Origin of the sequence: Pseudomonas sp. NKUCC02_KPG, assembly GCF_019345465.1 — a bacterium.
Taxonomy (GTDB): domain Bacteria; phylum Pseudomonadota; class Gammaproteobacteria; order Pseudomonadales; family Pseudomonadaceae; genus Aquipseudomonas.
In genome coordinates, this window is sequence record NZ_JAHKRC010000001.1 from 129,859 (window position 1) to 146,862 (window position 17,004).

13 protein-coding genes are annotated in these 17,004 nt (G+C 57.2%); 7 read left to right on the forward strand and 6 right to left on the reverse strand.

What is annotated here, in order from left to right:
• The first annotated feature begins 58 nt into the window (after positions 1–58).
• From KO536_RS00610 to KO536_RS00635, 6 genes are all read left to right on the forward strand, one after another.
• Positions 59–655 carry a superoxide dismutase gene (locus KO536_RS00610; protein WP_019827796.1) on the forward strand — a complete coding sequence of 199 codons (597 nt, stop codon included), beginning with the start codon at positions 59–61 and terminating at the stop codon, positions 653–655.
• Between the two features lie 257 nt (positions 656–912).
• Entirely contained in the window at positions 913–2,964 is a 2,052-nt protein-coding gene (locus KO536_RS00615; protein ID WP_133075791.1) for a bifunctional diguanylate cyclase/phosphodiesterase, read from the forward strand.
• A 160-nt stretch (positions 2,965–3,124) separates the two neighbouring features.
• Positions 3,125–4,471 carry an imelysin family protein gene (locus tag KO536_RS00620; protein ID WP_219260763.1) on the forward strand — a complete coding sequence of 449 codons (1,347 nt, stop codon included), beginning with the start codon at positions 3,125–3,127 and terminating at the stop codon, positions 4,469–4,471.
• A gap of 953 nt (positions 4,472–5,424) precedes the next feature.
• Positions 5,425–6,852: a di-heme oxidoredictase family protein gene (locus KO536_RS00625; RefSeq protein WP_133075793.1), complete on the forward strand. Its 1,428-nt coding sequence runs from the start codon at positions 5,425–5,427 to the stop codon at positions 6,850–6,852.
• Between the two features lie 26 nt (positions 6,853–6,878).
• The gene (locus KO536_RS00630) at positions 6,879–7,943 is read left to right on the forward strand and encodes an imelysin family protein (protein WP_133075794.1); all 1,065 of its coding nucleotides are present in this window, start codon (positions 6,879–6,881) and stop codon (positions 7,941–7,943) included.
• 14 nt (positions 7,944–7,957) lie between these two features.
• A complete protein-coding gene (locus KO536_RS00635) occupies positions 7,958–9,055 on the forward strand; it encodes a DUF1513 domain-containing protein (protein WP_219260765.1) in 1,098 nt (365 codons plus the stop codon).
• Between the two features lie 65 nt (positions 9,056–9,120).
• On the opposite strand, the gene KO536_RS24165 is transcribed toward KO536_RS00635, so the two are convergent.
• From KO536_RS24165 to colR, 5 genes are all read right to left on the reverse strand, one after another.
• On the reverse strand, positions 9,121–9,342 hold the full coding sequence (locus KO536_RS24165; RefSeq protein ID WP_133075796.1) for a hypothetical protein: 222 nt from the start codon (positions 9,340–9,342) through the stop codon (positions 9,121–9,123).
• Complete coding sequence (locus tag KO536_RS00640; protein WP_133075797.1) at positions 9,342–10,058, reverse strand: lipopolysaccharide kinase InaA family protein; 717 nt, start codon at positions 10,056–10,058, stop codon at positions 9,342–9,344. The genes KO536_RS24165 and KO536_RS00640 overlap by 1 nt, the downstream gene beginning before the upstream one ends.
• 3 nt (positions 10,059–10,061) lie before the next feature.
• Positions 10,062–10,742: a class I SAM-dependent methyltransferase gene (locus tag KO536_RS00645; protein WP_133075798.1), complete on the reverse strand. Its 681-nt coding sequence runs from the start codon at positions 10,740–10,742 to the stop codon at positions 10,062–10,064.
• 197 nt (positions 10,743–10,939) lie between these two features.
• Positions 10,940–12,220, reverse strand: coding sequence for a HAMP domain-containing sensor histidine kinase (locus tag KO536_RS00650; protein ID WP_219260766.1), 1,281 nt, complete (start codon positions 12,218–12,220; stop codon positions 10,940–10,942).
• Positions 12,210–12,893, reverse strand: coding sequence for a two-component system response regulator ColR (colR, locus tag KO536_RS00655; protein WP_019827811.1), 684 nt, complete (start codon positions 12,891–12,893; stop codon positions 12,210–12,212). The genes KO536_RS00650 and colR overlap by 11 nt, the downstream gene beginning before the upstream one ends.
• Before the next feature lie 202 nt (positions 12,894–13,095).
• Between colR and KO536_RS00660 the strand changes: the two genes are divergently transcribed.
• Positions 13,096–15,045, forward strand: a complete 1,950-nt coding sequence (locus KO536_RS00660) for an LTA synthase family protein (RefSeq protein ID WP_219260767.1) — start codon at positions 13,096–13,098, stop codon at positions 15,043–15,045.
• A gap of 276 nt (positions 15,046–15,321) precedes the next feature.
• On the opposite strand, the gene groL is transcribed toward KO536_RS00660, so the two are convergent.
• Positions 15,322–16,962, reverse strand: coding sequence for a chaperonin GroEL (groL, locus tag KO536_RS00665; RefSeq protein WP_095038382.1), 1,641 nt, complete (start codon positions 16,960–16,962; stop codon positions 15,322–15,324).
• Positions 16,963–17,004 lie beyond the last annotated feature (42 nt).

Below are 17,004 nucleotides of genomic sequence, written 5' to 3' on the forward strand. Positions count from 1 at the left end.
TTGGCCGCCCGTGATCGGCCTTGCGCTCATCGCAACTGACCTGATTAGGAGAATCATCATGGCTTTCGAATTGCCGCCGCTGCCGTACGCACACGATGCCCTGCAGCCGCACATCTCCAAAGAAACCCTGGAGTTTCACCACGACAAGCACCACAACACCTACGTCGTGAACCTGAACAACCTGGTGCCAGGCACCGAGTTCGAAGGCAAAACCCTGGAAGAGATCGTTAAAACCTCTTCGGGCGGTATCTTCAACAACGCCGCTCAGGTCTGGAACCACACCTTCTACTGGAACTGCCTGGCGCCAAACGCCGGCGGCGAACCAACCGGCGCGCTGGCGGATGCCATCAACGCTGCTTTCGGCTCGTTCGACAAGTTCAAAGAAGAATTCAGCAAAACCTCCATCGGCACCTTCGGTTCCGGCTGGGGCTGGCTGGTGAAGAAAGCTGACGGTTCCCTGGCCCTGGCCAGCACCATCGGCGCCGGCAACCCGCTGACCAGCGGCGACACCCCGCTGCTGACCTGCGACGTTTGGGAACACGCTTACTACATCGACTACCGCAACGTACGTCCGAAGTATGTTGAGGCGTTCTGGAACCTCGTTAACTGGAAGTTCGTCGCTGAGCAGTTCGAAGGTAAAGCCTTCACTGCCTGAGCCTGACTCCAGGTAAAAAAACCCGGCATTGCCGGGTTTTTTTTGGTCTGATTTAAAGTTTCAAAAGAGCCGCTCGCCGAGTCCGGGCCAGCTAGTATGAAAGCGTTGTGTATTTTAATAGCGCACCTCAAGTTCGAAGTGAAAATACCGACACAGTAGCGATTGTGAGCGTTGTGGATTTATTGCTTTCGCACCTGTCGTGAATCGTCAACCTACAAGGCCACAGGCAATACCGGCAAGGAACAGGGAAAAGTGCTTTGAAGCTGCAATTCAAGAACAGCTTGTCACTGAAGTTGCTCCGCATCGCACTGCTGTCAGCAGTGGTCGTAGGTGGAGTATTGAGCTGCGCGCAAATTGTCTTTGACGCCTACAGGGTTCGACAAGCCGTCACGGTAGATGCCGGACGTATCCTGGACATGTTTCGCGACCCGTCGACTCAAGCGCTGTATAGCCTGGACCGCGACATGGCCATGCAGGTCATCGAAGGCATGTTCCAGGATGGAGCCGTGCGCAACGCGTCCATCGGCCATCCCAATGAGACGGCCCTCGCCGAAAAATCACGGGCGCTGCAACACTCATCGAGCCGCTGGGTGACCGACATGATTCTGGGTCAGGAGCACACGTTCAGTATTCCTCTAGTAGGCAAGGGGCCTTACAGCGAGTACTACGGCGACCTGAGCATCACGCTCGACACCGCCAGTTACGGCGAAGGGTTACTGGCCGATTCAGCGGTCATGCTGCTCTCCGGACTGTTGCGTGCCCTGCTGATGGGGCTGGTGCTGTATTCGGTGTATCAGTGGTTGCTGACCAAGCCGCTTTCCAAAGTCATCGGCCACCTGACCAGTATTAATCCGGACCGCCCCAGCGAGCACGTGATCCCCCTGCTCAAAGGTCACGAGCACAATGAACTGGGTGTTTGGGTCAACACTTCCAACCAGTTGCTCGCATCCATTGAACGCAACAACCGTTTGCGTCACGAAGCTGAAAGTTCCTTGCTGCGCATGGCCCAGTATGACTTTCTGACCGGCCTGCCCAATCGCCAGCAGCTGCAGGGGCAATTAGGCAAGATCCTGACCGATGCTGGCCGTTTGCAACGCCGCGTCGCTGTGCTTTGCGTGGGGCTGGACGACTTCAAAGGCATCAACGAGCAGTTCGGCTATCAAGCGGGAGATCAACTGCTGCAGGCTCTGGCCGATCGCTTGCGCGCCCACAGTGGAAGCCTGGGCGCTCTGGGACGCCTGGGTGGCGATCAGTTTGCGCTGATTCAGGCCCATATCGAACAGCCCTACGAAGCTGCCGAACTGGCCCAGAGCATTCTGGATGACCTTGAATCACCCTTCTGTCTTGACCAGCAAAACATCCGCTTGCGCGCCACTATCGGTATCACGCTGTTTCCCGAAGATGGCGACACCACTGAAAAGTTGCTGCAAAAAGCCGAGCAAACCATGACGCTGGCCAAGAGTTACTCGCGCAACCGCTATCAGTTTTATATTGCCAGCGTGGACCGCGAGATGCGGCGTATGCGCGAGCTGGAAAAAGACCTTCGTGAAGCCCTGCAGTGCAACCAGCTCTCCCTGGTCTACCAGCCACAAATTCGTTACAGCGACCACCGGGTGGTCGGCGTCGAAGCCCTGTTGCGCTGGCGGCACCCGCTACACGGCTTGGTTCCGCCCGATCTGTTCATCCCGCTGGCCGAGAAAAACGGCAGCATCATTGCCATCGGTGAATGGGCAATGGACGAAGCCTGCCGCCAACTGCGCGAATGGCATGATCAAGGCTTCAGTGAACTGCGCATGGCGGTCAATCTGTCCACGGTGCAGTTGCACCACGTCGAACTGCCGCGAGTGGTCAACAACCTCCTGCAGCGCCACCGCTTGCCGCCGCGCAGCCTGGAACTGGAGGTCACCGAAACCAGCCTGATGAAAGATATCAGCACCGCCGCCCAGCACCTGCTGAGCCTTCGTCGCTCCGGCGCGTTGATTGCGATTGATGATTTTGGTACCGGCTATTCGTCATTGAGTTACCTCAAAAGCCTGCCGCTGGACAAAATCAAGATCGATAAAAGCTTTGTTCAGGACCTGATCGACGACGGCGACGATGCCACTATCGTGCGCGCCATCATCCAGCTGGGTAAAAGCCTTGGCATGCAGGTGATTGCCGAAGGGGTTGAAACCATTGATCAGGAAGCCTACGTCATCGGCGAAGGCTGCCATGAAGGCCAGGGCTATTTGTACAGCAAACCCCTTGGCTCGCGGGAGTTGGTCGCTTATCTGAAGCAGGCCAAACGTGACAAGGCCGCCAATATGTAAATCCATATTTCAAAAATCGGCAAAGACCCGGTGCGGCCTGCGGTAAATAAGAAATATTTCCAACAGTATCTCTTTACACAAAATGCATATCTTTCGCATTATGTGGCAGTTTCGCGTGCAGCCGCACGCTTGTCCCACCTCTCGAAGCAGGATTTTCGCCATGATTCGTATGCCTCTGGCAACCGCCAGTCTGCTGGCCATTGCTATCTCACTCGCCGGTTGTGGCGACAAGGACAAGGAAAAAACCGCCGCAGCCCCTACGCCAGCAGCCGCCACCAGCACCGCGACGCCAGCCGCTGACATCAGCGCAGCCAAAGTCGACGAAGCTGCCGCCAAGGCCGTCGTTGCGCATTACGCCGACATGGTTCACGCCGTATACAGCGATGCTGAAAGCACTGCCAAAAAACTGCAAACCGCTATCGATGCGTTCCTGGCCAAGCCCAACGACGACACTCTGAAAGCCGCTCGCGCTGCATGGGTTGAAGCCCGTGTGCCTTACCTGCAGAGCGAAGTGTTTCGCTTCGGCAACACCATCATTGATGACTGGGAAGGCCAACTTAACGCCTGGCCGCTGGACGAAGGCCTGATCGACTACGTTGACGCCAACTATGCAGGCGCACTGGGCAACCCGGGTGCCAACGCCAACATCATCGCCAACACCCAGATTCAGATCGGCGAAGACAAGGTCGACGTCACCGAAATCACTCCGGAAACCCTGGCCAGCCTGAACGAGCTGGGTGGTTCCGAAGCCAACGTGGCTACCGGTTATCACGCAATCGAATTCCTGCTGTGGGGCCAGGACCTCAACGGCACAGGCCCGGGTGCAGGCAACCGCCCTGCTTCCGACTACCTGGAAGGCGAAGGCGCCACTGGCGGCCACAACGAACGCCGTCGCGCTTACTTGAAAGCCGTGACCCAACTGCTGGTTAACGACCTCGACGAAATGGTCGGCAACTGGGCACCCAACGTTGCCGACAACTACCGCGCCACGCTTGAAGCCGAGCCGGTACAAAACGGTCTGCGCAAAATGCTGTTCGGCATGGGCAGCCTGTCGCTGGGCGAACTGGCCGGCGAGCGTATGAAAGTGTCACTGGAAGCCAACTCCCCTGAAGACGAGCAGGACTGCTTCAGCGACAACACCCACAACTCGCACTTCTACGATGCCAAGGGCATTCGTAACGTGTACCTGGGCGAGTACCTGCGCGCTGACGGCACTAAAATGACCGGCCCAAGCCTGTCGTCGCTGGTGGTCGTGATTGACCCGGCTGCAGACGCGACACTGAAGTCCGATCTGGCCGACACAGAAGCCAAGATCCAGGTCATGGTTGACCGCGCCAACAAGGGCGAGCACTACGACCAGTTGATCGCAGCGGATAACGCAGCGGGCAACCAGGTGGTTCGTGATGCCATTGCAGCCCTGGTCAAGCAGACCGGTGCCATCGAGCAAGCCGCTGGCAAGCTGGGCATCAGCGACCTGAACCCGGACAACGCCGATCACGAGTTTTGATCTGCAGGGTTTGAGTGAGTGAACAATGAGGCGACCTTCGGGTCGCCTTTTTTGTGGGTTTCGCCCTTATACAGAAGTGCTTTTGCAAAACAGATATGACGCATTCGCAGTCAAACTGCTAACGCCTCTGTAAATAATAAATACATAGCCATCACCGCCCTTAAACTTGACTAAATCAAAGCCAAAAACATAGCTATTAATTACACTCCATTCCAAGCCAGCGACACGCCCTTGCTGCCGCCAAATAAAATGATGCCCACCGGACAACATCTCATATCCGAAAAAGCGTTTTAGATTGACACTACTACTAGATGGAAACTTGTTAACTCAAGAGAATAAAGCTGTTGCCTGGTCGACCGATAGCAATCAGGTTCACAGCAAACCCATACAGGACACTGCCTGGACATACACCCGGTCGCATGAAAAAAGAACATTCAAAGTGATCAATATCCTACCGGACAGAGTGCCCTTCACCCTATGGGAGTTTTAACTCACCAGTCCCCAATCTTGGCCTACCCTTTGCGGCATCACTAATTTTTAAATACCGCTGGCGGGTGCAGGCAATAATCACCACACGGATCTGTCTGACACTTACAAGCAAGTTCCGGACTGTACGCTTTAGGTAATAACTGGCCATTTGCACAACCAGAAATCGCACCCACTATGAACACGACTATAAGTATTTTCATATTTCGTTCCGTTTTTTGGAGAGCATAGTATTCAAAGAAAATACCTTATATCGTTCATCTCTGATTATTCCGTGGGAAATACCTATTGTATTACCATGTCATGTAGGATTTAACCTCCAGACCGCACTGGCTGCCATCGCAAGCAAGCCCATTCCCATGAGCTTGCTTGCCACATATCAATCCAAACGCTAATCCCTCTTATTTCAATTCACCTTCCCTGATAAACTTTGCGCCCTCGATTTAGCTCACTGATCTGGACGTTTGATGCCTTCGTTGCCTCTTCGCCTGTCCCTGCTGCTACTGGCCTTTGGCCTTGGCGGTTGTGATGATGCCCCGCGCTTTACCAAACCCGAGCCCGGCGAAGCCCGCTCCGGCGGGGCTGCTACGGTGCGTAAAACCGATCACAATGCGTTTTCCATGCCCTCGGCCAACCTTTCGCCCACCCGGCGTCTGGATTTCAGCGTCGGCAACAGTTTCTTTCGCAGCCCTTGGGTCATAGCACCTTCCACCACCACCGCACGTGATGGCCTGGGCCCGCTGTTCAATACCAATGGCTGTCAAAACTGCCACATCAAGGATGGCCGCGGCCACCCGCCAGCGCCCGGCGCAAAGAATTCCGTGTCGATGCTGGTTCGGTTATCGATCCCCAACGACCCCGCTTACGCCACGCTCATCGAGCAGGCCGGTATCGTTCCCGAGCCGGTCTATGGCGGTCAGTTGCAGGACATGTCCGTACCCGGCGTAGCTCCCGAGGGCAAGGTACGGGTCGACTACGAACCCGTTACCGTGCGCTTCAAGGACGGCACTGAAGTCGAATTGCGCAAACCCACGCTGCAAATCACCCAGCTGGGTTATGGCCCGATGCACCCCGACACACGTTTTTCGGCTCGCATCGCGCCGCCGATGATAGGCCTGGGGCTGCTCGAAGCCATCCCGAACGAGGCGATCCTGGCCAATGCCGATGAACAGGACAAAAACCGTGACGGCATCGCCGGGCGCCCCAACTGGGTGTGGGATGACGCGCAGCAAAAGACGGTTCTGGGTCGATTTGGCTGGAAAGCGGGCCAACCGAACCTCAATCAACAAAATGTTCACGCCTTTTCTGGTGATATGGGGCTCACGACCTCCTTGAGACCCTTCGATGATTGCACCAAGGCTCAAACCGCCTGTCTCGAAGCGCCCAACGGGAACGGCCCTGATGGCGAACCCGAGGTCAGCGACAACATCCTGCGCCTGGTGGAGTTCTACACCCGTAACCTGGCCGTACCTGCCCGCCGTGATGTCGGCGCGCCCCAGGTGCTGGCCGGTAAAAACCTGTTCTTCCAGGCGGGCTGCGCTTCATGCCACACCCCTGTATTCACTACATCCGCCAACGCTGCCGAGCCCGAACTGGCCAATCAGGTCATTCGCCCGTACAGCGACTTGCTGCTGCACGACATGGGCCCCGGCCTTGCCGACAACCGCACCGAGTTCGCCGCCACCGGCCGCGACTGGCGCACGCCACCGTTGTGGGGCATTGGTTTGACCCAGGCAGTGAGTGGTCATACTCAGTTTTTGCACGATGGACGTGCTCGCAACCTGATGGAAGCCGTGCTCTGGCATGGCGGCGAAGCCGAACCGGCCAAGCAGCAGGTTTTACGCTTTAATGCCGAGCAGCGCGCTGCGTTGCTGGCGTTCCTGAACTCTCTTTAACGCTTTACAAGATCGGGGACCCCGACATGTTTCGACCCAAGCTGTTGTTCACCAGCCTTGCCGCTATCGCCCTGGCCGCATGCTCGCCACAAGACCCGCAGGCCGTCACCTCGGCAGCCATCGCCAAGCAAGTGATCTTGCCGACGTACAGCCGCTGGGTTGAAGCTGACCGCCAACTGGCCGTCAGCGCACTGGCTTACTGCCAAGGCAAGGAAAACCTGGAGACTGCCAGAGCCGATTTTCTGCATGCGCAAAAAGCCTGGGCCGAGCTGCAGCCTTTACTGATCGGGCCGTTGGCCGAAGGCAATCGTTCGTGGCAGGTACAGTTCTGGCCAGACAAAAAGAATCTGGTCGGCCGTCAGGTTGAGCAACTGGTGATTGCCCAGCCACAGATCGATGCAGCAGCCCTGGCCAAATCCAGCGTTGTGGTGCAAGGCCTGTCGGCTTACGAATACATTCTGTTCGACAGCAATATCAACCTCGCTGACGATTCGCAAAAAGCGCGCTACTGCCCGCTGCTGACCGCCATTGGCGAACGTCAGAAGCAACTGGCCGAAGAAATCCTCGCCAGCTGGAACAGCACCGATGGCATGCTCGCGCAAATGAGCAAGTTCCCTAACCAGCGTTATGCCGACTCCCACGAAGCCATTGCAGATGTGCTGCGTGTACAGGTCACGGCCCTCGATACCCTGAAGAAAAAACTCGGCACCCCAATGGGCCGTCAGAGCAAGGGCATCCCGCAGCCATTCCAGGCTGATGCATGGCGCAGCGAGTCATCGCTCAAAAGCCTGGCCGCCAGCCTATCTGCCGCTCAGAGCGTGTGGGCGGGTGTCGACAACAAAGGGTTGCGCAGCCTGTTGCCTGCCGAGCAAAAACCGTTGGCTGACAAGATCGATGCGGCCTATGCAACCTCGCTCAAGCTGTTCAATGACAACCAGCGCACACTCAATGAGCTGCTGGCAGACGACGCCGGGCGCGCTCAACTGAACGCTATCTATGACAGCCTGAACGTGGTTCACCGCCTGCACGAAGGCGAGCTGGCCAAAGCGCTGGGTATCCAGCTGGGCTTTAACGCCAACGACGGCGATTGATGAAGGAGGGTTCGATGATGCGCAGGCAAGCTCTCAAGCTCGGCGGTTTACTGCTCAGCGCGATCACGCTGGGCGGTTGGTCCCTGTTCAAGCAAAAAGACCGTAGTCCCTTGCTCTTGAGTGCCCGCGACGATGTGGACGGCAATCACTTTGCTGTCGGTTATCGCCTGGATGGCACTCAGGTCTTTAGCACGCAGGTAGGCCAGCGCTGCCATGACATCATCAACCACCCGACACTGCCCGTTGCGTTGTTTGTAGCTCGGCGCCCCGGCACCGAAAGCTACCTGATCAACCTCGCAGACGGGCAGTTGCTGCAAACACTGACCTCCCTGCCCAACCGCCACTTCTATGGCCACGCAGTCATCCACAAAGATGGCGAGTGGCTCTACACCACCGAAAACGACACCACTGACCCGGGCCGTGGCTTGCTGGGGGTCTATCGCTTTGAGGGCGCACGTCTGGTCCACAGTGGCGAAATCCCTACCCACGGCGTGGGTCCGCATCAAGTGTCCTGGATGCCTGACGGTGAAACGCTGGTGGTGGCCAACGGCGGCATTCGCACCGAAGCCGAAAGCCGGGTCGAGATGAACCTGAATGCGATGGAGCCCAGCCTGGTGCTGATGCAACGCGACGGCACATTGCTCAGCAAGGAAACCCTGAGCCAGCAGATGAACAGCGTGCGCCATTTGGGCATCGCCAGTGACGGCACAATCGTCGCCTGCCAGCAATTCATGGGCGACGCCCATGAGCTTTCCGAATTGTTGGCCATCAAGCGTCCTGGCCAGCCATTTAAGCCCTTTCCGGTGGCCGAGCAGCAACTGCGTGCCATGGGCCATTACACGGCCAGTGTCGCGGTCCACAGTGAATTGCGGCTGGTTGCGCTGACCGCTCCGCGGGGCAATCGATTTTTCGTGTGGGATCTGGACAGCGGTGCTTTGCGTCTGGATGCGCCATTGCCGGACTGTGCGGGGGTGGGTGCGGTACAGGATGGATTTGTGGTGACGTCCGGCCAGGGCCGTTGCCGATTCTATGATTGCCGTCAGAGCGATCTGAGCGCCAAGCCATTGGATCTACCGTCCGGGCTGTGGGACAACCATCTGCATGTGATGTAGCAGATGACAAAAATCTGTGTAGCCGCTGCCGAAGGAACGAGGCAGCGGCTACAGGGTTTTTGCCGTTACTTCTTCATCCCTTGGCTCATTCCAAACATGAACAGCAGCAGATCGTGATCGGGCTTTGTCGCTACTGCCACTTTCACTACCCGCGGCAGCGGGCAGTGAGCCCCTGTCGGGGGCCCACTTAACACTTGGGTCACTGGCTGTTCCCATGCGGCCACTGCCACGCCAGCAATGACCAGAGCTCCCAGCAGAAACAAACTTCGTGCTATTTCTCGCTTCATCACCGTAAACCTTTGATGGCGCTGCCAAACACCGTCTTATAAAAGTAGATCAGTCTGTCCCACTCCGTGGCGTTCCACGACGAATGGCGGCGAAGCTGCTTAAGGTCGTGGGAGGCTGCTTTATGAGCAGTCAGTCGTTGCCGGCTTTTTTCAAGGTCCAGCAAAGCCACCTCTACCTGTGGGTTTTCACCCTGCCCTGTCACTCGCACAAACACATGCTTGGCGTACAGGCAGCCATGTTGCCAGCGGCCCAGATGCATGCGCGCAAGGGTCTGGCCAATGGCCTCAAGTACACGATCATGTACCGCCTCCCCCCAACGCTCACGCTCGCCAGCGGCATACCAGTTGTCGATTTCAACAAAACCGTCCAGAGCGACGGTTACGAGCAATGCTCGCCACTGCTTGTCTGCCCCTTGCCGGGCCCCGCAGTACACCAGCTCTGGCACGCCAACCGATAGCCGGTTCATGGCCAGTAACGCATCGCGTTCACGCAATACCGTCGGGCGACCCAACGGATAGCGCCAGCTGCGGTAGGTGTGCCCTACTTGACGTTTTACATAGAGCAAACGCTCGTTGGCATCGTGAATGCGTTGTACACCACTCTCGCCACCGCGACGCTGGTTGGGCTCTTCAACCCATTCGCCTTTTTGATTCCAGTAAAACTCAAATCGGTCTTCAGTCGCAGAGGGGGATTGCTGTACAAAATCAACGGTCATGAATTATCTCTTTCTTAGTACGTAAACCCGCCACATCGCGTAAAGCGGAATAAAGTCCAAATGATCCTGAATGACGAAACCAGCCTTTTTAAACTCAGACTCCACTGTAACAGCTGGTAACACGAAGCGGTTTTGGTAACCCTCCTGCCCTTGTTCCACAGCGCGCTCACGCTCAAGACGCTTGCGTTTCCAGGCCTTGAAATTGCCGTCCACCCAGAGCGAAATGATCAAACTGTCCCGGCTGACACGATGAAGCTCGCGCAGTAGAGCCATCCGGTGACTTGCATCACCAATATGGTGCAGCAGACGCATGCAAAAAATACTGTCAACGGAGTTGTCCGGCATATCTATTTCAAATGCAGACGTCTGCAAGCGCCGTACCCGTTTCACCACCTCGGCCGGTTGCGCCAGTGCCGCGACCTCCAGCATGGAGGCCGAGTTGTCGGCGCCAATGATTTCCCGGTTAGGCATTTGCGCCAGCAACGGCCAGAAACGCCCGGCGCCACAGGGCAAATCCAGGACAACCCGAGGTTCACCGGCCAGGTGAAGAGCGCGGCGGGCCAGTTGCTCATCGCGCTTGTGCGAGAGACGGCGAGCCAGACCATCCTGGTGCTTGATCAGGTATTCGGCCGCGTGCTGCTGGTCATACTTTTCTGAGAACTTGAGTTTGATGATGGGATTCATGACGGTGCTCCTGAAGCATATAGGCGCTACCTTATTCAGGAGAACGTAAGCGTCAGGTCATCATCAGGTGAAAATTCCGTCTATGCGTCCCACACAAATGTTGCAGGGTTTTACATCGCGCAAATACTGGCGCGGGGCCATATACGAATCAACCATGACGTAAAGCGGCCTGCAGAACGCAGGCCGCGGGAAGGACTTCAGGCGTCGGGCGGGCCGAGCTCGACGCGAAAACGGCAGCCGTTTGGCTCCATTGTGGTGAGGGTCACGCGCCAGCCCTGGCTATCGCAGATTCGCTGCACCAGCGACAACCCCAGACCCAGCCCTTCGCCACGTTTTTCACTACCGCGCACAAAGGGTTGAAACATGGCCTGGCGTTTTTCTTCCGGGATACCAACGCCGCTGTCTTCCACCACAAACCCGCTGGGCTCCAGGGTCAACCGGATAAAGCCCTTATCGGTGTAGTGCAACGCATTGCGCAGCAAGTTGCCCATCACCGCGTGCAGGAAGGTCGCGTTATAGCGCGTATCCAGCGGATTGCCGGGTTCGTAAATCAATTCAAGGCCTTTGGCCTCGATGGGCTCTCGCCACAGGCTGATCAGGCCTTCGGCCACGGTGGTGAGCGTGACCGTGGGCGACATGCTGGCATCTTCATGTTGCGCGCGGGCCAACATCAGGAAGGTCTGCACCAGTTCACGCATTTCTTCGCACGCACGGGATATGCGCTCGACCTGTGAGCGACTGCGCTGATCCAGCGACGGGCTTTCCAGCAGAAGTTCGCAGGAGCTGGCCACTACCATCAGCGGGGTGCGCAATTCGTGGCTTACGTCACTGGTAAACAGACGTTCGCGGGTCAGGGTGTCGCGCAGGCGACCCAGGGTAGCGTCGAACGCCACGGCCAGCTCGCCCACTTCATCAGCGGCATAGTCCGGGGCCAGGGGCGGGGCCAGCCCCAGCAGTTGATCTCGATGGCGAACTTGACGCGCCAGACGCACCACCGGCGCCATTACGCGACGTGCAAGCGTCCAGCCCAGGAAGACGGCCAATGCCAGGGCCAGGACAAAACCGACCACCACCACAGCAAACAGCACGCGCTCACGCTCTTCAAAATCGCTCTGGTCTTGCAGCAGGACATAACGCCGGCCATCGACCACTTCAACCATCGCGTGATACGACAGCTGATCGCGAAATACCTCATGGAATCCCGGGTCCAGATGGCGCAGGTCCTTGGGCAAAGCAAAATCGCCACGCCCGCCACTGAAATAAAACAGCTGACTCGGTTTAGGCCTGTGGTTCCACTCTGCGCCGTTGTCCATCAGCAACAGGCGCTGCAAATCACCGCCCAGACCGGCCGATATGAGTTTTTCTTCAACCAGATGCACGGTGGCGATAATGCCCACCGCAAATGTCCCTGCCACCAGGGCGCTCATCAAGGCAAAGGCAATGATGATCCGCCGGGAAAGGCTTTGCTTAAACTCCATCGCGAAGCTCGGCGAGGCGGTAGCCAACACCATGCACGGTTTGCAACAGAGGCTTGTCGAAAGGCTTGTCGATCACCTGGCGCAATTGATGCACATGGCTGCGCAGGCTGTCGCTGTCTGGGCAGTCGTCGCCCCAAAGGGCCTCTTCCAGAACTTCGCGGCGCAGCACGTGAGGGCTTTTTTGCATCAATACCGCGAGCAGTTTGAGACCCACCGGGTTGAGCTTGAGCAAACGCCCTTCACGGGTCACTTCGAGGGTATCGAGGTCGTAACGCAGCTCCGCGACCTGCAACTCCCGTCGACCTCCGCCTTGGGCGCGACGCAATACCGCCTCGATCCGCGCCGCCAGTTCGGACAGGGCAAACGGCTTGAGCAGGTAGTCATCGGCACCGGACTTGAAGCCTTGCAGGCGGTCGTCCAATTGGTCGCGGGCAGTCAGCATGATCACCGGCGTATCGCGACGAGCGTCTTCACGCAGGCGCTTGCACAGGGTATAGCCGTCGATACCCGGCAACATGATGTCGAGCACAATCAGGTCGTAGTGCTCAGTGGCCGCCAGGTGCAAACCTGACAAACCATCCTGGGCGCAGTCAACGGTATAGCCCTTGAGCCCCAGATAGTCCGCCAGGTTGGCGAGGATATCGCGGTTGTCTTCAACCAATAGAATTCGCATGGGTATTCTCTCCGTTCACAGTTACGGCCGTCTTGGCCCGCGCAGCTTAAGGCCAAGAACCGCGCAGGGCCAGCACCGCAGGGCGCACAGACAATTTAGTTGTCGCATCTGCAAAAATGACATTTTTTTTACTATCGGTTCACAAACTCAATACAGTGGCGCCCGCACACTCCCGCACCCTCGCGTTTAAGGAAAAACAACAATGCGTCTGCTGCACACTGCGCCAATGCGCTACCTCCTTCTGTTGACTGGCTGCTGGCTGGCGACTTTTCTAATTACCCGAGGCGTTCTGCTGGTCACCCACCTGGGAGAGGCTGGTAACAACTGGCTTCCGGTGTTTGGCATTGGCTTGCTTTATGACCTCGGCTTTCTGGCCTATGCCGCCCTGCCTCTGGGCCTGTACCTGCTGTTATGCCCGCCCGGCCTGTGGCGTCGTCGAGGCCATCAGTGGTTTCTGCAAGGCCTGCTGACCGTCAGTCTGTTTGCCATACTGTTCACGGCCGTCGCCGAGTGGCTGTTTTGGGATGAGTTCGGCGTGCGCTTCAACTTTATCGCCGTGGACTATCTGGTCTATTCCGATGAAGTGCTGAACAACGTACTGGAGTCCTACCCCATTGGCATACTGCTCAGTGCCATTGCCCTGACTGCCATTGTGTTGAGCCTTGTTCTGCGCAAACCGTTCAACGCGGCCATGAATGCTCCGCTGCCAACCGTTGGCTCTCGCATCGCTGCCTTCGCCAGTCTGTTGCTGGTAGCTGGCCTGAGCCTGCAACTGCTCGATCAGGACGGCCCACGGGGTCAGGGTGGCAATGCCTATCAGCATGAACTGGCAAGCAATGGCCCGTATCAGTTCTTCGCCGCGTTCCGTAACAACGAGCTGGATTACCAGCAGTTTTATGCCAGCTTGCCGACCGACGTGGTGGCCCAACAATTGCGCAAAGAGTTGACGGAGCCCAACGCTACGTTTGTTGGCCAGGACCCGCTGGATATCCGTCGCAATATCGACAATCCGGGCACTGCGCGTCAGCCCAACATTGTGTTGGTGACGATCGAAAGCTTCAGCGCCAAATACCTGGGCAGCAACGGCGATGGCCGCAACCTGACGCCAAATCTGGATCAACTGCGCAAGGAAAGCCTGTACTTCAATAACTTCTATGCCACCGGCACCCGTACCGACCGCGGCCTGGAAGCTATCACCCTGGCCATTCCGCCGACGCCGGGGCGCTCCATCGTCAAGCGCATCGGCCGTGAAAGCGGTTTTGCCAGCCTGGGCCAGCAGCTTAAAGGTGTGGGTTACGACAGCGTGTTCGTCTATGGCGGACGCGGTTACTTTGACAACATGAACGCCTTTTTCAGCGGCAACGGTTACCGCGTGGTTGACCAAAGCAGCGTGAATGAAGCCGATATCCACTTCAAGAACGCGTGGGGCATGGCCGATGAAGACCTGTACCGCGAAACCCTGAAGCTGGCCGATACAGACTATGCGCAACAAAAACCCTTTTTGCTGCAACTGATGACCACCTCGAACCATCGCCCCTACACCTACCCGGAAGGCCGGATCGACATCAAGTCGGGTAATGGTCGCGACGGCGCAGTGAAGTACACCGACTACGCCATCGGCCAATTCCTGGACGCAGCGCGCAAAAAGCCCTGGTTCGATAACACGATCTTTGTGTTCGTGGCCGATCACACGGCAGGCAGTGCGGGCAAGGAAGACTTGCCGATCACCAACTATCAGATCCCGCTGTTTATCTATGCGCCCAAACTGATCGAAGCGCGGGAAAACGCGCAACTGGCCAGCCAGATCGATCTTGCCCCAACCTTGCTCGGCTTGCTGAACCTGGACTACCAGTCGACTTTCTTCGGTCGCAACCTGCTCCAGGACAATCCGTTGCCACCACGGGTGGTAGTGGGCAACTACCAGCACCTGGGTTTGTTTGACGGTAAAGACCTGGCCATTCTCAGCCCGCGTCAGGGCCTGCGTCGCCACGACGAAGCGTTGACCACCAGTGTTGAGTCCCGCGTACCGGCGACCGATCCGTTGATTGAACGGGCGATTGCCTACTATCAGGGCGCGAGCCACGGCTATAAACAGCAATTGTTGGGCTGGAAGCCAACGCAGGGAATCCCGGAGCAGCTTTCCCAGCGGTAAACCATCGCTTTTGCGGGAGCGGGCTTGGGGCGACGCGCAGTGTCAGTCAACCTGCGGCTGATGCCATCGCAGGCAAGCCAGCTCCCACTGGTTTGGGGGTAAACCCAAGACTGGATGCTGACAGGATCTGTCGTGGGAGTGGGCTTGCTCGCGATGGCGAACGACGCACAGTGTCAGACGTGTACTTTTCTCAATACCTGCCAGATAACGACCAGCCACAAAAAAGCCCCGCCTGATGACTCAGGCGGGGCTTTTGCGTAACGGGGTAAGGCTGGCTTACATCATGCCGCCCATACCACCCATGCCGCCCATGTCTGGCATGCCGCCAGCTGGTTTGTCTTCCTGGATCTCAGCGATCATCGCCTCAGTGGTGATCATCAGGCTGGCAATCGACGAAGCCGCTTGCAGAGCCGAACGAGTCACTTTAGCCGGGTCAAGGATACCCATTTCGATCATGTCGCCGTATTCGCCAGTGGCTGCGTTGTAACCGTAGTTACCCGAACCCTGCTTAACTTTGTCGACAACTACGCTTGGCTCGTCACCGGAGTTGGCAACGATCTGGCGCAGAGGTGCTTCAACAGCACGACGCAGCAGTGCGATACCAACGTTCTGATCAGCGTTGTCGCCTTTCAGATCAGCGATTGCCTGCAGAGCGCGAACCAGTGCCACGCCACCGCCAGGTACCACGCCTTCTTCAACGGCTGCACGGGTTGCGTGCAGGGCGTCTTCAACGCGGGCTTTCTTCTCTTTCATTTCTACTTCAGAGCCAGCGCCAACCTTGATCACTGCTACGCCGCCAGACAGCTTGGCCAGACGCTCTTGCAGTTTTTCACGGTCGTAGTCCGAAGTGGTATCAGCCACTTGAGCACGGATCTGAGTCACACGAGCCTGGATGTCAGCTTCAACGCCAGCACCGTCGATAACGGTGGTGTTTTCTTTGGTTACGGTAACGCGCTTGGCATTACCCAGGTGTTCCAGGGTAGCGCTTTCCAGGCTCAGACCGATCTCTTCGGAGATAACGGTACCGCCAGTCAGAACAGCGATGTCCTGCAGCATTGCCTTGCGACGATCACCAAAGCCAGGTGCTTTAACAGCAACGACTTTCACGATACCGCGCATGTTGTTCACAACCAGAGTCGCCAGGGCTTCGCCTTCAACGTCTTCGGATACGATCAGCAATGGGCGACCGGCTTTGGCAACAGCTTCCAGAACTGGCAGCAGTTCACGGATGTTGGAGATCTTTTTGTCGACCAGAAGGATCAGCGGACCGTCGAGCTCGGCAGTCATGGTTTCTGGTTTGTTGACGAAGTACGGGGACAGGTAGCCACGGTCAAACTGCATGCCTTCAACAACAGACAGTTCGTTTTCCAGGCCCGAGCCTTCTTCAACAGTGATCACGCCTTCTTTACCGACTTTTTCCATGGCTTCGGCAATGATGTCGCCGATGGAGCTATCGGAGTTGGCAGAGATGGTACCTACCTGAGCGATCGCCTTGCTGTCAGCGCATGGCTTGGCCAGGGATTTCAGCTCTTTGACAATGGCGATGGTCGCTTTGTCGATACCGCGCTTCAGGTCCATCGGGTTCATGCCGGCAGCGACGGCTTTCAGGCCTTCGTTGACGATCGATTGAGCCAGAACGGTTGCAGTGGTAGTACCGTCACCAGCGTCATCGTTGGCACGGGAGGCAACGTCTTTAACCAGCTGCGCGCCCATGTTTTCGAAGCGATCTTTCAGCTCGATTTCTTTGGCAACGGAAACGCCGTCCTTGGTGATGGTCGGAGCGCCGAAGCTCTTCTCGATGATCACGTTACGGCCTTTAGGGCCCAGGGTCGCTTTTACTGCGTCAGCCAGGACGTTTACACCGGCCAGCATTTTTTTACGGGCGGAGTCGCCGAATTTAACTTCTTTAGCAGCCATGTTCGTTCTTCCTTAAATACTTTGTAGTAACGGGAAAAGGAG